We start from the raw sequence: 23,758 nt of genomic DNA, 5'->3' as shown, positions 1-23,758 counted from the left end.
CGAGCTTCGAGCTTCCGACTTCCGAGGTGTTTCAGTTAAAATTTTAGCTTCAGGTTTAATCCGTAACTCCTTGTTCTCGGCAGGGCAAAAGATTCGAAACCCTGTGCGTTACTGTTGGTGTATGACGATTCCGGATCAAAATTGTCGGTCTTGCTGTAAAGCAGGGCCAGGTTTCTGGCGATGAACGATATGGAGGCCGATTGCAATTTGAAAAGTTTTAACTTCTCTACGGGAATATTGTAGCTGAAAACCACCTGCCTCAGTTTTACAAAACTCCCGTCGTATACAAACTGGTCGGAATAATTTCTCAGGTTCTGATAATACGACCGGATATCTGTTGAAGGGATATGGTTGGTATAAGGATTGCCGCTTTGGTCAACCCCTGTCAGTGTTAAACCGTCTTCGCGCCCTTCCAGCGTTCTTTTGGAGAGGCCGAAACGCGTGGCATAGATGTTCAATACGGAAAAAACATCGTTGCCGAACTTGCCATCGACCAATACATCGAGCGTAAAGTTCTTGTAGGTAAACCTGTTGTTAAAACCCATAGAAAGAGGGGCAACAGAATTTCCGATCTTCTTCAGTTCACTTTTTACGGGAAACCCGGATGAGGAATCAAAAACGATGTTCCCTGCTTCATCGCGCTGCATGGAATAGCCTTTAATAATACCAAAAGGCTCCCCGACCTCGTGATGGATCTCTGCCCAGTTATTTACACTGCTGGCTACCGAGATGGTGTTTAGCCCTTCGGCCAGCTGCTGTACCTCGCTTTTGTTGTAAGCCAGGTTGTAGTTGACATTCCAGGTAAAATTATCGTTTCTCACGGGAGTTCCGTCCAGCGTTAATTCTACACCCTGGTTGGCTACCTTACCTACATTGAAATAGGTGTATTCATAACCTGTGGTTACCGGCAATTGTGCATTTACAATATCGTCGGTAGTTGTTTTATCGTAGTAGGCGATATCGAAACCGAACCGGTTGTTGAACATTTTGGCTTCCAGGCCAAATTCGTAGGTCGTGGAAGTATAGGGCCGCAGGTTTGAGTTGGCCAGCAAACGCTGCCCGGAAACCTGGGTGACCTGTTGTAACGGCTCTCCGCTACTCGGTGTCATGGTATAGCTCTCACTTAAGGTATAGGGATCGGGCAGGCCTCCGCCGACCTGGGCCCAGGAACCCCTGAGTTTTCCGTAACTGATCCATTCGGGTAATTTTAATACCTGCGAAAATATAAATCCGGCACCGACAGAAGGGTAAAAAATGCTGTTATCGCTATTGCTGCCGTCCGAAGCCGTTAAGGTTGAAAACCAGTCCTGCCTAGCCGTAGCATTCAGGTAGAGAAAGTTTTTGTAACTCAAATCCAGCGAAGCAAAAAGAGAGTTCGTCGTTAAGTGCTTGTTGGTTGGCACGGTGGTGCTTGTGGCCAGGTTGGTGAAACTGTAAAAATCCGGGATAATGAACTGGGTGCCGTCATAAGAGGTTTGTTCATTTTTGTACTTTCTGATATTTCCCCCGATCATGGCCCCGAGGTTTATGTCTTCAGACAGGTCTTTGTTGTAATTAATGTTCAACATGCTGTTGGTTTCACTGACCATGAGGTCAAAACCGTGATATTCACCTGCCGCATTGATGGTGTAAAGTGTTCCGGTAGGCAGTATGGCCGTAAAATTGAAATCGGTATAGTCCTTACTTACCGAACCTTTGACAGACAGGTTGTCCGTTAACTGATAGTTTAAGGAGAACTGGCCTATAAAGCGCTCCCTCACCTCGTTATTTTTGAATTTATTGGCCACGAAATACGGATTTGAGGCATAAGGGGTTTCATTCCATTCCACCTCGGTGCCATTTTCGTCATAGCCGGGATCGAGCCATCGGACATCTACCGTATTGGCCAGCATATTTACCCAGTTGGGGTTACCGGTGGCATCGCCTGCACTCGATTTGTTATAGGCTTTGGACTTATTGAACTGCACCATGCCTTCCAGGGTTAATTTTTCCCCGATCCTGGAATTGAAGTTTAAACTGAAGATCCGCCTGTTAAAGGTATTGTTCGGCACCAAACCTTTGTTGTCCGTGTCTGATGCGGAAAACCTGTAACTGGTGGTTTCCCCGCCACCGCTGATCGCTACGGTATTGGTAAAAGTGCTCCCGGTATCGTAGAAATTTTTAATATTGTTCTTCTTGCCCGTATAAGGATGTTCCTGCCCGTCAAAAGCGATATAGGGAGAACCGTCTATCCTGGCCCCCCAGTTCCTCCGGCCCCAGGTAACGGCTTCTGATTGATTGGCAGGCTTTTTTCCTCCGTTGCCCTGGCCGTATTCGTATTGCCAGTCGGTAAAATCCATAGGGGAGTCCAGGGTAAAGCTGGAATTTATTTCTATGCCGAGCCCTTGTTGTAACGCCCCCTTTTTTGTGGTAATGATGATGGCCCCGTTCGATGCTCTTGAACCGTATAGAGCAGCCGCGGTGGCTCCTTTCAGCACACTTATGGACTCGATGTCATCCGGATTAATACCGCCGGTCCCGTCGCCGTGATCGATATTAAACCCGCCGCCGCTTGTAGTGGCACTGCCTCCCATCGTGGTATTGTCCATGGGCATGCCATTAATGACATACAAAGGCTGGTTATTTCCGGACAGGGAGGTATTACCGCGGATAACAACCCTGCTCGAACCACCGGCCCCGGTTGCCAGGCTGGACACATTGACACCGGCTATTCTGCCCGAGAGGGCATTGGCCAGGTTCGTTTCTTTGGCCTGGGTGAACTGCTCTCCGTCAACTTCGGTGACTGCATAGGTGAGCGCGCGTTTTTCCTTTTTAATGCCGAGTGCCGTAACTACTACTTCTCCCAGTTGTTCTGTGGCGGGCTTTAAACTGACATTGACGGTGGTTTCACTGCCTACGCTAACTTCCCGGGTTTCAAATCCGATGGTGGAAAATACGAGTACGGCTCCTTCCCCGACCGTTATGGAATAATTGCCGTCAAAATCTGTGGATGTTCCGTTGTTTGTGCCTTTTTCAAGAATGTTCACGGCAGGTAGCGGTATGTTTTTATCGTCAACTACGGTACCCGTAACCCGGAGTTGTACGGGTGCTTGTGCCCGGAGGCCTGAAGTGGGGGGATCGGCCGGAGCCGGCCTTTTTCTTTTTAAGAGAAACACCTGTTTGTCTATGATAGTATATTCGGTATCCGAGTGATCAAAAATAACATCAAGTACCCTGGTCACTAATTCGTCAGATACTTTTAATGTTACTTTTCTGTTCAGGTCCACATCTTCCAGTTTGTAGCTAAACTGGTAATCTGTTTTGCGTTCTATCTGTTCCAAAACCTGGTGGACAGATTTCTGATTAACGTTCAAGGTAACCTTGTTGCGCTGCGAATAAGAGTTATTTGCATGCATGGCAAAAAGTGCTGTAAAGAGGAAGAGCGCACTTAGCTTCATCTTAAGGTCAAATTTTAATAGCTGAAAATTCCTTTTACGCTTAAGAAGTTTTTTCATACTTTTGTAATGTTTATGAGTGGTTAATTACTAAGGATTAATCGCATCGTATCGAATCGGGAAATGGGGCTAACATTTTCCGATTTTTTTATGGAGATGCGTTATGGTGTCTGTTTAAGTTGTTACATAGGCATTTTTTTATTTTATGACGATTTTATCTTCTTTGATCTCGTAACTGATCCCATACATTTTTTCGAAGTAAAAAAGGATCCGCTCTAACTTTACATCCCCGAAGCTGGTGTTGAACTTCGATCTTCCCAGTTCCTGGTTTTCATTGACGATCTTTACATTGTAATGCCTTTCCAGGGTTTCGAGGATCTCATTAAAGGTCTTGTTTCGGAATATGAGCTTGCCATTGATCCAGGCCGTGTATAAATAGGTGTCGACTTCTTCTACCTCGATGGTTTCTGATGCATTGTTTAACGCTCCCTTAAACCCGGGTTTTAATACCACTTCGCTGACAGAAGGATGATCCGGAAGATTCGGTTTCATCTTTACCGAGCCTTCTACCAGGACCACCTCCGATAGCTCCTTGTCCTGATAGCTCGAAAAATTGAACCTGGTGCCTAAAACTTCAATTTCCAGATCGTCAGATCTTACCACGAACGGCCGTTCTTTATCTTTGGCAACCTCAAAGTAGGCTTCCCCGTTGAGGCTTATTTCCCTGTTTCCCGTTTTGCGGAAATATACCGGGTATTTTAAGGTGGCTCCTGCATTTAAATGTACTACTGTACTATCGGCCAGTACCAGCTTAAACCGGTTTCCGTTGGGGACTTCGATAATATTGAGTTCAGGCTCTCCCGTAGTTTTTAATTGCGGGTTGTGGTAATTGAGCTGGTTAGACCGGTGACGGCTTTTTACCATACCATTACTGGTAACGTTTACCAGGGTATCGTCCGGGTCCAGGATAAGGCTCTCGCCGTTACTCAGCTTCAGGACGACCGATTTACGGGAAGGAACAAGATCGCCGGTGTTGTTTTCCGGGGATAAATAGGTACGGATCAAAAAAACGGATCCCAGAATAAACACCAAAACGGCAGCGGCCATGGTGTAGCTTAACTTTTTGGTATTTAATTTTTTAACGGGTTTTTCCTTTTCATTGATTTTATTCCATATTTTTGAATAGGCTTCATCTTTCTTACCATTGTGGAACAGGAGTAACAGGTCCTGGTTAGATTTAACATAGTTTTCAAAAATTTTTTGATTTCCGGGCATTGTCAACCACTCCCGGAGCCTTATCAGTTCTCCCGGTTTCAAAGAATCAGATAAAAATTTAACGATTAATGCTTCCAAGTTAATCTTATTTTTAATCTATTACGTTAATTTCAATAAAACCCTTAACAATAAATTAATTTTTTTTATAATATTTATGTTTTAAAGGAATTTTTTTAGTCTAAACCCAGAAACTGTTTTGATTTTGTTTTTGGAATATTTTATAGTGTATTTTTTCGTCAGATGAAGGTATTTTGAGGTGCATAGCCATAGCTACGGACCGAGAAATAGCTGAAATATGGCGGAAAAAGACGCATAAAAGAGCCAAAGGATAAAATTAAAGCAGTTTCTTTAACCAACTCAGAATGAATAAAAGCATAATCAAATCCATTAAGGAAGATGATGAAAAAGCCTTTTATACCTTTTTTACGGAATATTACAACAGGCTTTTTGCCTATACCTTGTCTTATGTTATGGACAGGGACATGGCCGAGGACATCACCCAGCAGGCTTTTGTCAATTTTTGGCTGAACCGGAAAAAAATTGATGAAAACGATTCCCCGAAAAGTTACCTGTTCGCCACTGCCTATCATCTTTATGTAGATCATTTCAGGAGGAAAAAGCTCCGGTATTCATTGCTCGACCAGCTCAAGGCCAGGGCTATTGAGGAAAATGAAAAGGAAAGCGAAGAACTCATAGAAAAACGCATTCAAAGGCTAAAAATGACCATAGACACATTGCCGGACCGTTGTAAAAGGATCCTGGAAATGAACAAGATCGAGGGGCTCAAATACCGTGAGATCTCCGAGATCCTGGGCATATCGGTAAAGACCGTAGAATCGCAGATGCGTATAGCCTTTCAAAAGATCCGGGAGGCATTTAAAGACGAAGAGCTGTTTCTCATTTTCCTGTTGCGGACGCTTAAAAAACAGGAAAGGCTCCTGCTCAACACAGCTTAGTCTTCCACGGGTTGAATGAGATTGATTTTAAATCATTCAATCTCATTCAATCTTCCGGCGTAGCCGGATCAATCTTCTTCAATCTTTTAATTTCAGCCCTTACCAACATATAAAAGAACCGGGCGATAAAATCAAAACAGTTTCTTACTTTTGGACACACGGATTGCAAATGCCTATGGAAACTGCAGAAAAAAAACTCAAGGAGCGCATCAAGGAACTCACCTGCCTGTACGAGGTCACTTCCATTATTGTGAACTGCGATTACGACCGGCCGGAGATCTCTCTGGACGCTATCGGGCATTGCCTGAAAAAAGCATGGCAGTTCGAGGACGACACCAATGTGGTCATGAAGATCGGGGATTATACATTTACAGAAATTGTTTCTCCGGGAGAACGTATCTCCATAAGGGCGGGCATCCGGGTATTCAACAAGGAGGAAGGATTCATAGAAGTGGGATACCCGGCAGAAAAATACACGCTGTCCGATTTCCTGGACGAAGAAAAAAGGCTGCTGGACAATGTTGGCCTGGAAGTCGGCAACCTCCTGGAACGAAAGCGCATCAGGGAAAGCGAACTTGCTATTAAACGGCAAATGGAGCGGGCAGACCGGCTCAGTATCCTCGGGGAGATCACCGCGGGTATCGCACATGAGCTCAATACACCGCTTACCAATATCCTCGGATTTGCCGAATTACTGGAGGGCAGAATGACAGGCCGGGAAGAAACGGACGACCTTCACAAGATCAGGGAAAGCGCCATATTTTGCAGGGAAGTGGTGAAAAAACTGATGTTTTTTACCTGTGAGGTACCGCAAATGATGAAACCCGTGGCCCTGAAGCCCATCGTGGAGAATGTGTTGCAATTGCTGAAACCGACATTCCAAAACCGTCAGTTGACACATCATATAAACTTCAGTGATGAAAAAACAGAATTAAAGGCCGATGAAATACAGATCACCCAGGTATTGTTCAACCTGATCATGAATGCGGTATATTATTCGCCCGAACACGGAAGTATAGATATTGATGTAAATGAAGGCGAAGATGCCATAACCATAGAAATAGCCGACCAGGGAAAAGGGATCCCCGAAAATGTGGGAGACCGGATCTTCGAACCCTTTTTTACCACCAAACCTACAGGAGAAGGGTCCGGGCTGGGGCTTAGCGTGGTGCACGGCATTATTTCCGGTCACGGGGGGCACATATTTCACCGACCGCGTAAAGAGGGGGGGACCGTATTTGTCATAAACTTTCCAAAAAAGCCGACCGAATGAGTTATCGCAAGGAAAATATTCTGATCGTAGACGATGATGTTCACATTCTGGAGCTGGTGCAACGCCACCTGCAATCCATGAACTACCACACCTATAAGGCGGTTTCGGTAAAGGAAGCAGTCTCTATCCTCCGCGATTCTGCCGTGGACCTGCTGGTCACCGACCTGAAAATGCCGGGAGTGGATGGTTTTCAGCTTATACAATATACCGCCGAGCACTATCCGGATATGCCCGTACTGGTCGTTACCGGCTATATTTCCACGAAGAATGCCCTTAATATCGGGAAATCGGGGGTGGTAGACTATCTGATCAAGCCCTTTACCCGGGATGAACTGCAGAGTGCGGTGACCAAGTCGCTCGAAAGCTCCGGCAAAAGTACGGACAAGAGAAAACGGCCGGCAACCGTAAACACGGGAAATGCTGCTTATGGCGAACTGATCGGAAAGTCGGAAGCGTTTGAAAGGGTCAACGATATTATTGGCCGGGTTAAGGACAACAGGGCTACGGTACTCATACAGGGAGAAAGCGGAACGGGAAAGGAATTGATAGCCCGGGCCATCCATTACAGCGGCAGGTTTTCCAGGGAGCCTTTTGTAGCTGTGAATTGTGGTGCCATCCCGGAAAGCCTGCTGGAATCGGAACTCTTTGGCTATGAAAAAGGGGCTTTTACCGGGGCTTCTGAGAACCGGATGGGTTTTTTCCAGGCCGCAAATAAGGGAACTATTTTCCTGGATGAGATCGGCAATGCCTCCCCGCAGGTGCAAAACGGGTTGCTCCGGGTCTTGCAGGAAAAGGAGGTCACCGGGGTCGGGGCCCGGAAACCGCAGAAAATAGAACTCCGGGTTATTGCAGCAACGAACAGTGACCTTCGGGAACTGGTCCGCCAGAAGAAATTCCGGGAAGATCTTTATTACAGGCTCACCGTGGTGGAGATCAATGTACCTTCGCTTCGCGAAAGAAAAACGGATATTCCGCTGCTGGTCGAAAAATATATCAGGAAATACGGCGTGGAATACAAAGACCGCCTGTTGTCGCTGGTACCCGAGGCCATGGACGTTTTGCTGAGGTACGACTGGCCCGGGAATATCCGCGAACTGGAGAACGTCATTCAGCGGGCCGTGATTATGTGCGACGGACAGATCGAGCTCAGGGACCTGCCCGATACCCTGAAATTCCAGATAGATTTCCCGGAAGATGCCTTTGTTCCCCTGGTCGAGATGGAAAAGCAATATGTTCAGAAGGTATTGCGCGCCGTAAACAATAATAAGACCAGGGCAGCGGAGATCCTGGGCATAGACCGGAAAACACTTCGCAGTAAGCTGCCGTAAATGCCGTAGTAAATAATGACTCACTGGTGCTCGTTTGAGCAAAGCGGAAACGAGAACCTTACGTAAGAAGCGTTTATAACGCGCTTAAAAAGGTATTACAAATGCTAAAATTGGAACTCGTTGCAAACGAGCACCAGACAGAATGATCACCAGGTCCTTCTCCGGGGGCGTGTAGCCTCCTTTTCCATACCGGGGACAAATTCCCCTCTGCGGGAAAAATTCCCCCGGTGCTTTCCTTTGGGCCTTTTTCAGATCCTAAATTAACTATTTGTAAATGAGTTTTTTACGGAGTTGAGGCTCCTTTCCTGTATTTTCCGGCACACCTCTTGCCCGGAATGGGTAACATTAATCCGAAACAATTATGGAAAAGTATGGCAAAAGTATTTGCACGACCTGCAATTATCTGTACTCGTGCATACTTACGGAAGAAAAATCTTCTGTGATTTCCTGCAGCGAATACGACCACACAATGGTGCAGCACAATGCCGCGCCTACATCTGTGCGGCCTGTTTAATACATTCACTAACACACAAGACACACAAAAATGATAACCAAAGAGGAAAAACAAGAAAAGACACAAAAGCCCAAACAGGGTATGCTGGACAACGTAATGCGGCAGTTCAACAATGCATCCGACAAGATCGGGCTGGATCCCAGTATCAGAAAAATACTGGGCATCACCAACAATGAGCTTGTGGTGCATTTTCCGGTGAAGATGGACAACGGTAGCGTGGAAGTCTTTACGGGGTACCGAGTGCAGCACAATAATGCCCTTGGGCCTTACAAAGGAGGGCTCCGCTATCACCCTACGGTAGACCTGGACGCGGCCCGGGCGCTGGCCATGTGGATGACCTGGAAGACTTCCCTGGCAGGCCTGCCGCTGGGAGGGGCCAAGGGAGGTATACAGATAGACCCTTCGCGTTATTCCACTGGCGAACTGGAGCGCATTACCCGGAGGTTTACCTATGCCCTGGGCGATAATATAGGGCCGGAGCTCGATATCCCTGCGCCCGACGTCAATACCAATGCCCAGACCATGGCCTGGATACTGGATACTTATATGTCTACAAAATCCCCGAACGAACGTTCTACCAATCTGCATGTCGTTACCGGGAAACCTGTTGGTGCCGGAGGGTCGGAAGGCCGGGACCGGGCTACGGGTTATGGGGTATACCTGAGTGTAAAATTCTGGGCCGAACACAACAATATAGACCTGCAGGGCAGGAAATTCATTGTCCAGGGCTTTGGCAATGTGGGCTACTGGGCCTCGCTTTTCCTGGAAATGGAAGGCGCTGTGCTCACCGCGGTTCAGGATGCTTCGGGAAGTATTTTCAATCCCGACGGAATAGTAGTGGATGAGCTTAGCGAATATATGGCTCAGCACGATCATAAGATTGCGGGATTTCCCGGTGCGGACCGTATAAATAATGACGAATTTTTTGCACTGGATTGCGATATATGCATCCCCGCAGCCCTCGGAAACCAGATCACGGAAAAGAACGCCGGGGACATAAAAGCACTGGTCATTGCAGAAGGAGCTAATGGCCCCACTGATGTCCAGGCCGAAAAGATGCTGCTGGACAGGGGCGTGGCGATCATTCCCGATATTCTCTGTAATTCCGGAGGAGTGATCGGAAGTTATTTTGAATGGCTTCAAAATCGCAACGGAGAGATCTGGCAGCTGGAAGAGGTCATGGAAAAACTCCGTAAAAAACTTAGGGAATCCTTTACCAGGGTGATGAAGGTCACAGAAGACCGTGAAGTGGACATGCGTACCGCTGCCTTTATCATAGCTATGGAAAGGCTGGAGCAGGCCTATAGGCAAAGGGGGATATTCCCATGAGAAAAAAGAAACAAGGTCTGGAAACCTGTCCTGGAGAATGTGAGAATGTGAGAATGTGAGAATGTGAGAGAGTGAGAATGTGAGAGAGTGAGAATGTGAGAATGTGAGAGAGTGAGAATGTGAGAGAGTGAGAATGTGAGAAGGGTTGAAATGGAGTAGATTGAAAGAGATTTCCGTTCGGGAACCTATAAGTTGTAAACCTTGAAACCCGAAACCCTGACGCTTCAAAATTACCTGGTTGGGATGCATTTGCCCTGGCCCGGGGAAACAGGCTTTTTTAAGAGTAACAATTCGACATGAAATGCCTGTTAACGGATATATCAAACCTCCCAAAAGCTTTCGGGACGAAAACGTTCTCATGGCATTACATACCTGTGCTGAGCACTTCGGCAAGCTCAGTATATCACACTTCGGTAAATACTATACTGAGTTTATCGAAGCATGACCTTTGAAAGGGTAAATAAAAAAGAACAGATGAAATACACAAACCTGATCATTGAAAAGAAAGAATACGTGCTTTTAAAACAGCTTATACAGCTTTCGGGGTACTATGGGGATAATGTTTTCCGGAATTCCATAAAGCATCTGTATAAAGAACTCCTCTCTGCACGTATCTGTGATGAAGAAGAAATGCCGCACGATGTAATCCGGTTCAATTCTTTTGTTTCCATAACATCCGGAGAGGGTTGGAATAAACGCTTTCAGCTGGTATTGCCCAATGACAGCGATATCAAGAAAAATAAAATTTCCATTCTCACCCCAATGGGGGCGGCGGTTATGGGGTATGCCACCGGGGACACCCTGGTTTGGGAGTTTCCCGCAGGTTCCCGGTCCCTGACCATTGTAGAAGTAGAACAAGAATAAGAAATATTTAATTCACCGTTGCGCATTTTGGAGGGCTATCCCTTCCGATACTGATATTTCCGGGCGGGCCACCGCTTTGCTCCGAGAGTGAAATGGAAAATCCTCATATATCCCTTCCCTTCCGGCTCAGGCAGGTTTCGGACCGGGAGCAAAAGAGAAGATCTCTCCGGATAACAGTTGGAGCTAAAATGCGTAACGGTTTTAACATATAACTATGTATTCAAGACCATTTCATACCCACGAAGACGACGGGGTCATTATGAAGAAAAAGGACAAAACGGAGATCGGGAACTGGCTGGAATACCTGGAGTTCACAGCCCGGGAGATCGAATATTTGATACGGCTGGAAAGCAGGATACCGGGCAGTGACGCACTATCCCGTGAACTTCATAACATCCGCCGGGAAAATACCCTGCAAATGGCCGCACTTTGCCGCTATGAAAACAGTATGGTAAACGCCCTGGAATGCGACGATATGCAGTGCGATGCTTTTTACCTGAACAACCACGAAAAGAACAGGAATTCCTGCATGGAACATCTCAGGAAATACAGGGAACTGAAATTAAAGGTACTTTCCAAACTGCTCCATAACCGAGGACAGTATGCACAATAGCAGGGCAACCGCATCTTAATTAGTACACAAATCCACAGAGAACCACAAAGAATATTGCTCAGTGTACCTCTGTGTTTCTTTGTGAAGCTCTGTGAAATAACTTAAAACCGTGCGGAGTGAAAACTTAAGATGTATTTACCCCGAGTACAATAGGGCCTGGCTTTCCGGAGATCGTTTTTTATTTATACGCCTTTTCCACAGGTTCTATAAAATAGTCTATGGAGTTCAGGGAGTGATCGGGGTCGATAAAGTTGAGCATCCTGTCTATGAATTTACCGAAGCCCGACAGTGTTTCCAGTTGAATGTTCTTTCCTATGGCACTGGAAATGGTCTCGTCCCGGTTGCCGAATTTATAACCGCCTTTTTTAATGAGCAGCAGGTTGAGGATATGCTGCATCACCACATTGCCCAGCTGATCGATGGAAATAGCTATTTTCAGGGTGTATTCTCCCAATCCTTTCACCGATTTCCGTATAGTCGTATGGAGCAGGCCGTATAACAGCCCGATCGGACAAGTGGTAATGAACAATACAATGGAAATGACAAAGAGCAAAATTCCGATAAACGGGCGGACCTCTTTCTTTTCTTTGACGATCATGTTGCGTTTGGTTTAGGTTAAGTGATATCGGGGAGCATATGGGATTTTACACCAGGCTTTGCAGGTTAGACAACATTTTTTCCGTGATCGTATCGAGGTCATACCGGGCTTCCCAGCCCCAGTCTTTCCTTGCCCTGGAATCGTCAATGCTTTGTGGCCAGGTGTCTGCGATCTTCTGCCGGAAATCGGGCGCATAACTAATTGTAAAATCCGGGAGGTGCTTTTTTATGGAGCTGGCCATTTCTTCCGGGTTAAAACTGATGCCTGCAAGATTATAGGAAGACCGCATCTTTATCAATTGCGGATCGGCCTTCATGATATTGATGGTAGCCGTAATGGCATCGTCCATATACATCATGGGCAGGGTAGTTTCGCCGCTCAGGAAACATTCGTAAGTACCATTTTCCAGCGCCTTGTGGTAAATGTCGATGGCATAATCGGTAGTGCCGCCCCCCGGCTTGGTTTTCCAGCTGATGAGGCCGGGATAGCGTATACTTCTCACATCCACTCCGTAATTCCTAAAATAGTATTCACACCAGCGCTCCCCGGCAAGTTTGCTGATGCCGTAAACCGTAGACGGTTCCATTACGGTTTGCTGAGGTGTGTTCTGCTTGGGTGTGGAAGGCCCGAAAACGGCAATGGAACTCGGCCAGAATATCTTGGCTATTTGCTTGTCCCTGGCCAGGTTCAGAATGTGAAAAAGCGAGTTCATATTCAGATCCCAACCCTTGTCCGGATATTTTTCGGCTGTGGCCGACAACATGGCCGCCATGAGATAGACATCGGTAATTTTATGTTTTCGAACACACGAGGCTATCGCCGCTTGGTCTGTCACGTCTAAGATCTCAAAAGGACCGGATTGCATCAGTTCCTCATGTCCTTCGCGTATGTCGCTGGCAATGACTTGATTATCGCCGTGTATCTCTCTCAGGGCCAGGGTCAGTTCAGAACCGATTTGTCCGCATGCACCTATGATCAGGATCTTTGGAGTCATAAAGTGAAAATTGATTTTCGGCAAAGATAATATTTAACAAAAAACTTTGCGGCTTAAAATAATATAAATCCGGGGTAAATGTACCATAAACCTGATTTGCGATTATGTCTTATAAGGACTCGTGGTGATCCGTAGGAGGTTGATATGAGATTGATAAAGATTGATAGGATAGTGACGGGCAATGGCCAAAAAAAAACTCAAGATCAGAAATATAGATCTCCGCTGATTCCCCGGGACCACCAGACTTTAAAAAAATGAAAAAAAGTTTAAACCGCTTCACCTGCCATATATTTTCCGGATGCCGTATCTTCGTAAAAATGTATGCATATCCATATAAAATGATAAAGAATGTATTTTTGGCTCTGACCATACTTTTTGTGGTCGCATGCCAGGAAAAAAAGAAGGAGATCGATACCCCGGAAGTCAAAGAAGAACCTGCCGTTCAGATAAGCCTGCCGGAACTCCGTCAGTTTGATGCGGAAAAACAGGAAGAGCTGAACCGCTGGGCGGCATATGCCGAACTGCATAAGGCGATACGCGATTTCAGGAAAGAAAAAGGGGGAGATGTGCCCCTGCAGCTCGATAACCTGCTGGAAAAGGAAAAGGAATTGGCAGCATCCGATTTTCCCGAAAAATTTGACAATCCTTCCGTAAAAAGCAGGCTGGCTGCTTTGAAGACCTACCTGATGCAAACCAGGCTGGAAGCCCCGGACCCGGTGCCCGAAAGCTACCTGATGAAACAGAAAGTGAAGATACTCGATGCTTTCAATGCCCTGGACCGGCAGCTCTACGTGATGATGCAGGGAAGTGTAACAGAAGAATTCCTGGACGAATTGTCCAATAAACCCCTGGCCGAAAGAGATTCGGTGGTAACCGACAGTATTCCGGCAGACAGTATCGGGATAAGGAAATAAAACCGGAAAGCAGGACAGCTTTTAAAAACATACTAAAAAATCAACGGAAACACTCATCCGTCACCGGTCATCGGTCTTCCGTCCCAAAAACAAACAAATGAAAAGAACAATCACACTTTTGATAATGATCTTCCTGTCTTACGGGATAAAAGGGCAGGAAAGTACAGCAGAAAAGGCGATCAATACCACTATTGATGCCTGGCACCAGGCTGCGACCAATGCCGATTTTGGGGCTTATTTCGGTCATATGACCTCCGATGCGGTGTTTATAGGTACGGATGCCACCGAGAACTGGAAGGGAGATGCATTTAAGGCCTTTGCCAAACCTTATTTCGACAAGGGAAAGGCCTGGAGCTTTACATCTCTGGAAAGAAATGTGTACCTGGACCCGGAAAGCGATATGGCCTGGTTCGATGAGCTTCTGGATACTCAAATGAAGATATGCAGGGGGTCCGGGGTTTTGGTAAAGAAAAACGGCCGGTGGAAAATAAAGCACTACGTACTGTCTGTTACGGTGCCGAACGATGACATTGAAGCACTGATAAAGATTAAGGAAGAAACAGACGATGCATTGATAAACAAGCTCCGGCAAAAGAAATAGAAAGCCGTTCTTCTCTTTGAGGCGATTTATAGAGGTTATACAAAGTATCGTATAGGAATTAAACGTATAACTTGAAAAAGGTTTAAATCATTTCCGTGTTAATGCTGTAACAAAACCACAGGAGAAATGTTTTTTTACTAACTTGCTTCCTGATAATCAAAAAAGTGTTATAAATGAAACCGGCATGATTAAAATAATCTTTAACCTATAAAGCAATGATTGTTTTAGTCATCAAAGGTTACATCTGACCATTGAAAAATAAACAAAAAATTAACAGATGAAAATAACGTGTACCAAACCTGTACTTATGGGGGCTTTGGCCCTCGGTATGATTGTTTCGTGTAAACAGGAAAAGAAAAAAGAGGTGGCGGAAGCGGAAGTGGAAAAAGTGCCCGGGATAAACCTGGAATATATGGATACCACTGTTGCACCCCAGGAAGATTTTTTCCGGTTTGTGAACGGACGATGGCTCGATGCTACCGAGATCCCCGACGATAAGACCAGCTGGGGAAGTTTTCTCGAGCTCCGGGAAAAGACAAATACGGATGCCCTGGCCATCCTGAAAGAAGCCGTCAATGATACTTCGCTGGACCCCGGTTCCGATCAGGCCAGGGCCGCTAATCTCTATCAGACGATCATGGACATGGAGTCGAGGAATGCCCAGGGGATAAAACCGTTAAAACCTTACCTCGACAAGATCAATGCTATCGGCTCTCCGGAAGACCTTCTGGCTTACCTTACCGAAATGGAACCCTACGGGGGAGCAGGATTTTTCGGGATCAGTGTTGGGGCAGATGCCAAGGACAGTAATAAAAATGTGGTTTATCTCAACGCAGGGAGGCTCGGGTTGCCCGACAGGGATTATTATGTTGCCGATGATGAAGATTCCAGGGAAAAAAGGGAAAAATACAAGGCGCATATAGCCCGTATGCTGCAATTTATCGATTATGATAAAGAAACAGCGGCTAAAGAAGCAGAGCGCATACTCGCCTTTGAAACAAAAATGGCAAGCCCGAGGCTGGACAAGGTAGAGCGGCGAAACCCGGAAAAGAGGTATAATCCCACAGCAGTGGCAGATCTGAAAAAAACAACCCCGGGAGTGAACTGGGACCATTATTTTTCAGCACTCGGTATAAAGGAAGATACCGTTGTTATCGGCGAAGTGAAATATTTTAAACAATTGCCGGAGTTCCTCGCCAAAGGAAAGCTGGATGACTGGAAATCATACCTGAGGTGGACAGCACTGAACCGTGCAGCAGATCAGTTGTCGGAAGAAATAGAGACCGCAGATTGGGAATTTTACAGTAAAACCCTGAAAGGGACCAAAGAACAGGAATCGAGGGACAAAAGGGCCTTGCAAACGATCAACTGGACCCTGGGCGAGGCTCTCGGAAAGCTGTATGTAGAAAAAAAATTCCCGCCCGAGGCCAAGGTCCAGGCCGAAGAAATGATAGCCAATGTTATCCGGGCCTACGAAGCCCGTATACAGGCATTACCCTGGATGGATGAAGAAACCAAGGCCAGGGCTATTGAAAAGCTGGATAAGGTTACCATAAAAATAGCGTATCCCGACAAATGGAAGGACTATTCAGAACTGGAGATCAGGACTGCTGCAGACGGAGGTTCTTATATGGAAAATATGCTGAACGTTTCGAACTGGAACTTTAAGGAAGATGTGGAAAAACTGGGCAAGCCCGTAGACAAGACCGAATGGTATATGCCTCCCCAGATTGTCAACGCCTATTTTAATCCCTCTTTTAATGAGATCGTGTTCCCCGCTGCCATCCTGCAACCTCCTTTCTTTAATTTTACCGCAGATGCCGCAGTGAATTACGGAGGGATAGGGGCAGTGATCGGCCATGAGATATCCCATAGCTTCGATGATCAGGGCGCCAAATACGATGCGGACGGAAACCTGGAAAAATGGTGGACCGACGAAGATTTCGAACAGTTTCAGAAACTGGGAGGTAACCTGGCCGAACAATACAGCAGTATCGAAGTACTGCCCGATGTGTTTATAAACGGTAAATTTACCCTGGGAGAAAACATAGGCGACCTCGGCGGAGTAAATGCAGCCTATGACGGCCTTCAAATGTATCTGAAAGAACATGGAAACCCCGGCCCGATAGACGGTTATAGCCCCGAACAGCGATTCTTTATGTCCTGGGCTACCGTGTGGAGGACCAAGACAAGGGATGAAGCCCTTAAAAACCAAATAAAAACAGACCCGCATTCCCCCGGGCAGTACAGGGCCACGCAGCCACTTCTCAATATCGATGCTTTCTATGAGACGTTTGATGTCAAAGAAGGAGATGCCATGTACCTGGAGCCTGAAAAACGGGTGAAGATATGGTAGCTGTACACTTATGACCCATCGTTTGTTTTAAGGGAATTTACCCTGGGAATACATAGTTTTATTCAAAATCCTTCATGGGATAAACCCATATATTTCCCGATAGCATATCAAATCCCGGCCCGGTTCGAAAACTGGTCCGGGATTTGTCATTTTTAAAGCTTTGTATGGACCCGTTCGGGCCATAAATCAAACTCCTCTGATCACATTACAATCCCATAGTTCTTTGCCGGGGTATTCTCCTACTTTTTCACTTTTTCAGCTCTTTTTTCTGATGCTTCACGGAAATAAAATTAACATATATTTTAGTGTTGTTTAACACCTGTTGGTTATGTTTTAATTTAATGTATTTCGTTTATAATAAATAAGTTGTGATTGATTGTGTGTTATATTAGTATGATTTACGTAAAATTTATGTTATTGAATTAACTTTTTGTTATGTTAAAATTTTGCTGTTTTGGAATAAATTTTATGATATTTGTTGATAGCTAAATCAAATATATGTAATATGGGATCAAAGTTTACTCAGATTTTGACGCTCTTGTTAGCGTTCATTATGCAGTTCTCCTTTGCGCAGGAGAAGACAATTACGGGTAATGTCACAGACCCAGGGGGTGTGCCATTACCGGGGGTGAATATTGTGATAAAAGGGACCACTACGGGTACCCAGACCGATTTTGACGGGAACTACAGTATTACTGCCAGTGAAGGGCAGGTGTTGGTGTTTACCTATGTAGGTATGACCACCGAAGAACGAACCGTTGCAACTGCTTCGGCTATTGATGTGCAGATGATAGAAGATGCACAGGCTTTGGAAGAGGTTGTGGTGACCGCGATGAATATTCAAAGGGAAAGGTCGTCTGTGGGGTCTGCAACCACAACGGTATTGTCTGATGACATAGTTAAGGGGTCACAAACTAATTTATCTGATGCCCTTAAGGGTAAAGTGGCTGGTGTTGTCATATCTAATGCTTCGACGGATCCCGGTTCTTCTTCGGGTGTGATAATCAGGGGCTTTAGCACATTAGGAGGCTCAAATCAACCCTTGTACGTGGTAGATGGGGTGCCGATTAACAATCAATCCAATTTTGATAATGATTTAAATGGTGGATATGACTTTGGTAGAGGTTCGGGAGATATTAACCCCGAAGATATCGAATCTCTGACTGTTTTAAAGGGAGCCTCGGGAACTTCTTTATATGGTTCAAGAGCCGCAAATGGAGTTATATTGATCACTACCAAAAAGGGGAGTTCTGAAAAACTATCCATAGAGTATTCGAGTAGTGTTTTCTTTTCTGATGTATTAAGAGTTCCTAAGTATCAGGATAAATATGGACAGGGTTGGGACGGCCAGCACTATTTAATTGAGAATGGTTCTTGGGGACCAAGGTTTGACAATAGGGTCATCCCATGGGGGAATGTTGTTGATAATGCCCAAAAAATTAAACCATATGCATTTCAGAAGGACCAGTTGAGAAATTTTTTTGATATAGGAAATTCCTTTATAAATAATATTGCCGTTTCAGGTGGTAAAGGGAGTACCTCGGGAAGAGTTTCATATTCCAATACGACTACCGATGGAATATTTCCTACGAAAGCCGATTCTTATGAAAGGAATACATTGGCACTGTCTTTTCAATCTGAACTGGATTTTTTGACGTTCGGAGGAACGTTTAACTATGTTAATACCGATGGGAGTGCTGTTGCTACCGGGCAGGGTTTGACGGTTTATAATAACCTTTTGCAAATCCCTACGGATATAGATATTACGGAGTTTAAGGATTATAAGAACGATCCTTTTAATAATGTGTCAAACTACTACACACCATATGGGGTTACTAACCCGTATTTTACATTAAATGAGGATGGTAACTCTTATAAAAAAGAGAGGTTCTATGGTTCTGTTAGCCTGACCGCAAAAATAAATGACTGGTCTAACGTATCCTACAGGTTAGGCCTGGACCAATATAGCGATTACCTTAAACAGTGGGCGGCTATAGTTGATGCCGAACCGGGTAGTCCGAATGATGGATCGAGTACAGAACAACCCGGTTCATATGGAGAACTTATGAGATTTGTAAAACAGGTGAATCACGATATCTTTTATAATCTGGATTTAAACCTGAGTGAAGATGTTAATATCCAGTCTAATTTCGGGCTTAACTATAACGAAAGATATACGTCTGCGGCGTCTGCGAGTGTTTCTACACAGGATATCCCTGGATATTATTCGTTCGGGAATTCGGCAAGTACTCCTACTGTAGCATCTTCGGTAAATAAGAGAAGGCTTGTCGGTTTGCTGAATAGTACTACTTTATCCTATAAGGATATGCTGTACTTTACCGGGAATATACGGAACGATTGGTATTCTACACTTCCCAAGGCCAACAGGTCGGTGTTGTATGGTGGTATAAATGCCAGCTGGGTCTTTACAAGGACATTTGAATCGCTTTCCGGTATTATAAGTTATGGAAAGCTTAGAGCCGGGTACGGAGAAACCGGGGTAGATACGGACCCGTATCAGGTCCAATCGACCTTTGTTCGTGGAAATGTGGATAATCAGGGATTCAGGTCTTTACGATTTGCTACTGGAGGGCTAAATGCCTGGGAAGTAGGAAACCGGGCGCAGAACCCGGATTTGATGCCCGAAAGGAGAAAAGAATTTGAAATTGGAGCGGAATTGTCCTTTTTTAAGAATAGGATAGGATTGGACTTTACGTATTACGACGCCAAGGTGGAAAACCAGATACTGGCCCTGCCGCTTTCTCCTTCTTCCGGGTATACTACTCAGACTGCTAATATAGGAACCATTTCCAATAAAGGTATAGAAGCTCTGTTAAGGCTGGACATCTTTAAGAAAAGGGATGGATTTAACTGGACATCTACCCTGAACTTTGGAACAAACGATGCGGTTCTAGAGGAACTTGATGACAGAATTGAACAGGTAGATTTGGGAGGGCTCAGTACCACAACGTTGGTCGCAAGAGAAGGAGAACCGCTTGCATTAATAGAAGGAACTGTGCCCTTAAGAGATCCCGACGGACGTATTGTGGTAGATAATAACGGAGTGCCTATTGCATCCCCCGAAAAAGAAGTATACGGAGATACACAGTATGATTATACATTAGGTATCTCAAATGATTTCTCTTATAAGGGAATCTCTTTGGGCTTTACACTTGATATCAGACAGGGAGGATTGATGTATTCGCGAACGGCAAGCATAACCAGGTTTACAGGAAATTCTATCACGACTATGACAAATGACAGGCAGCCCTTCGTGGTGCCTAATTCTGTAAGACAACTGGAAGATGGCACATATGTGGAAAATACTACGGCCGTAGATACCGAACATATGGACGATTATCACAGTGCAAGTGCTTTAGACAGGGAAACGGTTATTGACAAATCTTTCGTGAAATTACGTGAGGTAACTTTGAGTTACAGGTTTGCGAAGAGCATTATAGAACAAACTCCTTTTGATGATCTTTCCATAAGTATTGTAGGTAGGAATTTACTTTTATTTACACCGGAAAGTAACCAGTACATAGACCCTGAGTCATCTACTTTTGGTACGGATTTGAGAAGTCAGTTTGGAGAATTTAGTGCAAATCCGAGCACTAGAAGCTTGGGGCTTACATTGAAAGCGAAATTTTAAGTAAAAACCTCAAAAAACAGTAAGATGAAAAAAATATTCAACATATTAATGCTTTTCTGCCTGATTGTATCGTGTGAGAATGATTTGGATATTAATACAGATCCAAACAATCCTGCAAATCCGGACAAAAGTTATATCCTTACCGCAGCACAGGGATCACTTGTCACGGTAATGGGCGGAAATTTAACCAATTTGGGTGGTTTTTTTGCGCAATACCATACGCAAGCTCCCAGTGCCAGCCAATATCTGAACATAGATACCTATAATATTAATACGGATTATGCAAATCGGTTATGGACGGAATTATATGCCGGCTGCTTAAACGATTTGAATTATGTGGTAAGTGTATCCAATGAAGACGGAGATGCAGGATCTTTGTTTATCGCCAGGGTTTTAAGAGCGTATACTTTTCAGGTGTTGACAGACCTGTTTGGAGATATACCGTATTCAGAGGCCCTGCAGGGAAACGATAACATAACTGCATCTTTGGACCCATCAGAAGAAATTTATCAAAACCTGATTGCTGAAATTAAAAATGCCAAAGCGGCATATTTGGCTAATCCAACCCCTTCTTCGGTTGGGAAGCAGGATGCTATTTATAATGCAGATATGGATAATTGGATGAAATTTGCCAATACGTTAATGCTTAAGTTGTATTTGCGTATGTCGTATACATCCAGTGTTAGCTCCTCGGAGGTAATGTCCTTGATTAATGAAGATAACTTTATATCTGCCGATGCCAAATTTTCGGCATATGACGGTGAAATTGATAAGAGCAATCCTTTTTATGATGTGCAGTTAGACAGACTGGGAGATGTAAATAACGTTGCGAGTAATTCACTATTACAATTTTACCAGGCGCATTCAGATCCGAGAATAGATATGGTATATCGTTTGAATAATGCCGAAATTTATAGGGGGTTGGATCAGGGTAATCGGGCAGCTTTTGCTTCCGAACAGGCCCCAAGTTTCTCCCGTCCTAACGTTACACCTACAACTCCTGTTTATCTTATGACAGTATCTGAGAGTAACTTTTTACAGGCCGAAGCACTGATCAGATATGCTTCCGGTAACGGGGCTGAGGCAAAATATAATGCCGGTGTTGAAAATTCGTTTTTAACTTATGGGTTAACATCTGCAGCAGCCCAACCCTTTATTGCGCCCGGAGGGGATTATGAGTATGTTCCGGATGCGGATGTAGAAACTGCACTCAGGCAGGTCATGATACAAAAATGGGCATCGCTGGCCTATATTAATAATATAGAAGCCTTTTTTGAAGTGAACAGGACAAAATATCCGGAAACAGTGGCTTCAGGTTCTGAGGATTATGAAATGGGAAACCTGATATCTTCTATTAATTCGGTCCTGCCCGGAACACAAACTCCGAATTCGTTATTCTACCCGGATGCCGAGGTTACGAGAAATCCTAATATGGAGCAAAAATCTTCCATAACAGATAAAATATGGTGGGATCAGAAACAGGAATAAGGGATTAGGTACAATTAAAATAAATTCGATATGAAGATTTTTAAAATAAATATACTTGTAATTGTAGTACTGGGATTTCTTGCTGTTTCTTGTTCAGAAGAAAGGCCTATAGAGTCGGATATAACGTTTTACCCGACATTTGAATTGGCCGGGGGGCCGTATGTGCTTGTCGAAAAAGGCACGTCTTATGAAGACGTGGTGACCGCCATGGAAGGAGATACGGAAATAGAGGTAGTTACGACAGGAAGTGTGGATACCAATGTAGAGGGGTTGTATGTCTTAAATTATTCCGCAACCAATTCGGATGGCTTTGACGGTACCGCTTTGCGGTATGTAATTGTTACCGACCAAATAGAAAATGTGAGGAATAATGATTTGAGCGGGAAATATGAGCCGGGAAATGATAATGATGGAACACAGACAATCACGAAAATTGCAGATGGATTTTACAACTGTCCGGATGTGTTTCCTTCAAATGGTATTTCTGCAATTTTTGGGCAGGTCAATGACAGTGTTTTGGTCATACCCGTACAGCCATCGCCCTATGGAGATGTTTCCGCCGATAAATATAACGACCCGGATGCCGGCGGTTTAATCATTGATGATGTTACCATTGGTTGGGACCTGAGAGTAGCGGGGTATCCAATTTTTGATGGTATAGAGTTGACTAAACAATAAAAATAAACAGATGAAAAAAAATATAACAATTATATCTGCCTTTTTAATAGCTGCCTTAGGCTTCTACGGATGTAGTGAAGAAGGCTATGAAGACTATAGTCCATATGAGTCGAAGACCAAAGAGTTGTCCGGAGATTGGTATGTGTCTGTTTATGATGAAAGTGGAAATGATAATTTAACAGGTTATTTTCTGTTTTCGACTTACAATACTGCTGAGGATAACGCTTCAATGTGGGTTGATGATCACAATAGTGTTTTTCCATTAAAAGCGATAGTGTCGGCAAATGTCGATGAGCTTACATTTTCAGGTCAAAACACCGAAAATGTATATGACGAAGAGGGTGCAGCAACTGTTTCCGAGGGGAAAGTGTTCAAAGATGGAGGAATGGCTTCAAATACTAAAGCGGTAGTAGATAGTGTAGCATTTAAAGTTACTTTTGCGAATGACGAAAATACCTATTTGGTAGCAGGGTTTAAAAGAAGTGGCTTTTTAGAAGATGAACATTGATTTTGTTGAGCTTTAACTGAAAAAGGCTCTCCGTTCGGGAGCCTTTTTTCGTCAGTTAGATAAGCACTTTCGGAATTGAATAAAATTAATTCAACCGATTAGTTTGTAAATTAGAAAAAGAAAGCCTTGCTTTTTGACAGTTTGGCCAATTTTCGAGGCCTTCTTTACCACTACTTACGGAAACCCATAATACGATAAGGAAGTGTTCTATTATTTTTGGAAAACCCATATATAATTTTGAGTAATGAATAAGGCTTGTAAGCTTCCCCTAATTAGAACTGTTAGTTAGTACAATTTTATCATCTTTTTGATTCATCTCAGCAAGGCTAGCCTTGCTGAGATTTTTCTTTGCGTACTCAACCGGAGGCACATACCCAAGGGCA

The 23,758-nt window shown here is 44.5% G+C and carries 17 protein-coding genes; 13 read left to right on the top strand and 4 right to left on the bottom strand.

From position 1 onward, the window contains the following. Positions 1–35: 35 nt before the first annotated feature. Entirely contained in the window at positions 36–3,494 is a 3,459-nt protein-coding gene (locus KN811_RS09720) for a SusC/RagA family TonB-linked outer membrane protein (RefSeq protein ID WP_187965957.1), read from the bottom strand. Between the two features lie 138 nt (positions 3,495–3,632). Then, positions 3,633–4,787 carry a FecR family protein gene (locus KN811_RS09715; protein ID WP_187965958.1) on the bottom strand — a complete coding sequence of 385 codons (1,155 nt, stop codon included), beginning with the start codon at positions 4,785–4,787 and terminating at the stop codon, positions 3,633–3,635. Between the two features lie 284 nt (positions 4,788–5,071). On the opposite strand from KN811_RS09715, the gene KN811_RS09710 reads away from it, so the two are divergent. The 6 genes from KN811_RS09710 to KN811_RS09685 all read left to right on the top strand — a co-directional run bounded on the left by KN811_RS09710 (position 5,072) and on the right by KN811_RS09685 (position 11,586). Further along, positions 5,072–5,665, top strand: coding sequence for an RNA polymerase sigma factor (locus tag KN811_RS09710; RefSeq protein WP_187965959.1), 594 nt, complete (start codon positions 5,072–5,074; stop codon positions 5,663–5,665). Positions 5,666–5,840: 175 nt separating this feature from the next. Beyond that, positions 5,841–6,938 carry a sensor histidine kinase gene (locus KN811_RS09705; protein WP_187965960.1) on the top strand — a complete coding sequence of 366 codons (1,098 nt, stop codon included), beginning with the start codon at positions 5,841–5,843 and terminating at the stop codon, positions 6,936–6,938. After that, positions 6,935–8,266, top strand: coding sequence for a sigma-54-dependent transcriptional regulator (locus KN811_RS09700; protein ID WP_187965961.1), 1,332 nt, complete (start codon positions 6,935–6,937; stop codon positions 8,264–8,266). The genes KN811_RS09705 and KN811_RS09700 overlap by 4 nt, the downstream gene beginning before the upstream one ends. Positions 8,267–8,810: 544 nt before the next feature. After that, positions 8,811–10,109, top strand: a complete 1,299-nt coding sequence (locus KN811_RS09695; protein WP_187965962.1) for a Glu/Leu/Phe/Val family dehydrogenase — start codon at positions 8,811–8,813, stop codon at positions 10,107–10,109. Between the two features lie 474 nt (positions 10,110–10,583). Beyond that, the gene (locus KN811_RS09690) at positions 10,584–10,973 is read left to right on the top strand and encodes a GreA/GreB family elongation factor (protein WP_187965963.1); all 390 of its coding nucleotides are present in this window, start codon (positions 10,584–10,586) and stop codon (positions 10,971–10,973) included. A gap of 214 nt (positions 10,974–11,187) precedes the next feature. Further along, positions 11,188–11,586: a hypothetical protein gene (locus KN811_RS09685; protein WP_187965964.1), complete on the top strand. Its 399-nt coding sequence runs from the start codon at positions 11,188–11,190 to the stop codon at positions 11,584–11,586. A gap of 178 nt (positions 11,587–11,764) precedes the next feature. Here KN811_RS09685 and KN811_RS09680 read toward each other — a convergent pair whose 3' ends face one another. Together KN811_RS09680 and KN811_RS09675 are read right to left on the bottom strand one after the other, a co-directional pair. Then, the gene (locus KN811_RS09680; RefSeq protein WP_187965965.1) at positions 11,765–12,184 is read right to left on the bottom strand and encodes a hypothetical protein; all 420 of its coding nucleotides are present in this window, start codon (positions 12,182–12,184) and stop codon (positions 11,765–11,767) included. A 46-nt stretch (positions 12,185–12,230) separates the two neighbouring features. Continuing rightward, complete coding sequence (locus tag KN811_RS09675) at positions 12,231–13,178, bottom strand: NAD-dependent epimerase/dehydratase family protein (RefSeq protein WP_187965966.1); 948 nt, start codon at positions 13,176–13,178, stop codon at positions 12,231–12,233. Between the two features lie 254 nt (positions 13,179–13,432). Between KN811_RS09675 and KN811_RS09670 the strand changes: the two genes are divergently transcribed. The 7 genes from KN811_RS09670 to KN811_RS09640 all read left to right on the top strand — a co-directional run bounded on the left by KN811_RS09670 (position 13,433) and on the right by KN811_RS09640 (position 23,375). Beyond that, complete coding sequence (locus tag KN811_RS09670) at positions 13,433–14,092, top strand: hypothetical protein (RefSeq protein ID WP_187965967.1); 660 nt, start codon at positions 13,433–13,435, stop codon at positions 14,090–14,092. Positions 14,093–14,189: 97 nt separating this feature from the next. Beyond that, positions 14,190–14,693, top strand: coding sequence for a nuclear transport factor 2 family protein (locus tag KN811_RS09665; protein WP_187965968.1), 504 nt, complete (start codon positions 14,190–14,192; stop codon positions 14,691–14,693). 277 nt (positions 14,694–14,970) lie between these two features. Next, positions 14,971–17,049, top strand: a complete 2,079-nt coding sequence (locus KN811_RS09660) for a M13 family metallopeptidase (RefSeq protein ID WP_187965969.1) — start codon at positions 14,971–14,973, stop codon at positions 17,047–17,049. A 505-nt stretch (positions 17,050–17,554) separates the two neighbouring features. Next, positions 17,555–20,701 (top strand): SusC/RagA family TonB-linked outer membrane protein, encoded by a 3,147-nt coding sequence (locus tag KN811_RS09655; RefSeq protein ID WP_247716456.1) that lies wholly within the window; start codon positions 17,555–17,557, stop codon positions 20,699–20,701. A gap of 24 nt (positions 20,702–20,725) precedes the next feature. After that, positions 20,726–22,189: a SusD/RagB family nutrient-binding outer membrane lipoprotein gene (locus KN811_RS09650; protein WP_187965970.1), complete on the top strand. Its 1,464-nt coding sequence runs from the start codon at positions 20,726–20,728 to the stop codon at positions 22,187–22,189. A gap of 30 nt (positions 22,190–22,219) precedes the next feature. Next, positions 22,220–22,867, top strand: a complete 648-nt coding sequence (locus KN811_RS09645) for an immunoglobulin-like domain-containing protein (RefSeq protein WP_187965971.1) — start codon at positions 22,220–22,222, stop codon at positions 22,865–22,867. A gap of 10 nt (positions 22,868–22,877) precedes the next feature. Next, the gene (locus KN811_RS09640; RefSeq protein ID WP_187965972.1) at positions 22,878–23,375 is read left to right on the top strand and encodes a lipid-binding protein; all 498 of its coding nucleotides are present in this window, start codon (positions 22,878–22,880) and stop codon (positions 23,373–23,375) included. Positions 23,376–23,758 lie beyond the last annotated feature (383 nt).

The organism is Sinomicrobium weinanense (genome assembly GCF_018863395.1).
Taxonomy (GTDB): Bacteria; Bacteroidota; Bacteroidia; order Flavobacteriales; family Flavobacteriaceae; genus Sinomicrobium; species Sinomicrobium weinanense.
The sequence above is the reverse complement of the archived record's forward strand: the minus strand, read 5'-3'. Positions and strand labels throughout refer to the sequence as shown.

What these genes read in the sequence shown, in the direction of transcription:
- KN811_RS09720 (WP_187965957.1), bottom strand. Translation starts at nt 3,494, where the DNA reads ATGAAAAAACTTCTTAAGCGTAAAAGGAATTTTCAGCTATTAAAATTT.
- KN811_RS09710 (WP_187965959.1), top strand. Translation starts at nt 5,072, where the DNA reads ATGAATAAAAGCATAATCAAATCCATTAAGGAAGATGATGAAAAAGCC.
- KN811_RS09705 (WP_187965960.1), top strand. Translation starts at nt 5,841, where the DNA reads ATGGAAACTGCAGAAAAAAAACTCAAGGAGCGCATCAAGGAACTCACC.
- KN811_RS09700 (WP_187965961.1), top strand. Translation starts at nt 6,935, where the DNA reads ATGAGTTATCGCAAGGAAAATATTCTGATCGTAGACGATGATGTTCAC.
- KN811_RS09695 (WP_187965962.1), top strand. Translation starts at nt 8,811, where the DNA reads ATGATAACCAAAGAGGAAAAACAAGAAAAGACACAAAAGCCCAAACAG.
- KN811_RS09690 (WP_187965963.1), top strand. Translation starts at nt 10,584, where the DNA reads ATGAAATACACAAACCTGATCATTGAAAAGAAAGAATACGTGCTTTTA.
- KN811_RS09685 (WP_187965964.1), top strand. Translation starts at nt 11,188, where the DNA reads ATGTATTCAAGACCATTTCATACCCACGAAGACGACGGGGTCATTATG.
- KN811_RS09680 (WP_187965965.1), bottom strand. Translation starts at nt 12,184, where the DNA reads ATGATCGTCAAAGAAAAGAAAGAGGTCCGCCCGTTTATCGGAATTTTG.
- KN811_RS09675 (WP_187965966.1), bottom strand. Translation starts at nt 13,178, where the DNA reads ATGACTCCAAAGATCCTGATCATAGGTGCATGCGGACAAATCGGTTCT.
- KN811_RS09670 (WP_187965967.1), top strand. Translation starts at nt 13,433, where the DNA reads ATGAAAAAAAGTTTAAACCGCTTCACCTGCCATATATTTTCCGGATGC.
- KN811_RS09665 (WP_187965968.1), top strand. Translation starts at nt 14,190, where the DNA reads ATGAAAAGAACAATCACACTTTTGATAATGATCTTCCTGTCTTACGGG.
- KN811_RS09660 (WP_187965969.1), top strand. Translation starts at nt 14,971, where the DNA reads ATGAAAATAACGTGTACCAAACCTGTACTTATGGGGGCTTTGGCCCTC.
- KN811_RS09655 (WP_247716456.1), top strand. Translation starts at nt 17,555, where the DNA reads ATGGGATCAAAGTTTACTCAGATTTTGACGCTCTTGTTAGCGTTCATT.
- KN811_RS09650 (WP_187965970.1), top strand. Translation starts at nt 20,726, where the DNA reads ATGAAAAAAATATTCAACATATTAATGCTTTTCTGCCTGATTGTATCG.
- KN811_RS09645 (WP_187965971.1), top strand. Translation starts at nt 22,220, where the DNA reads ATGAAGATTTTTAAAATAAATATACTTGTAATTGTAGTACTGGGATTT.
- KN811_RS09640 (WP_187965972.1), top strand. Translation starts at nt 22,878, where the DNA reads ATGAAAAAAAATATAACAATTATATCTGCCTTTTTAATAGCTGCCTTA.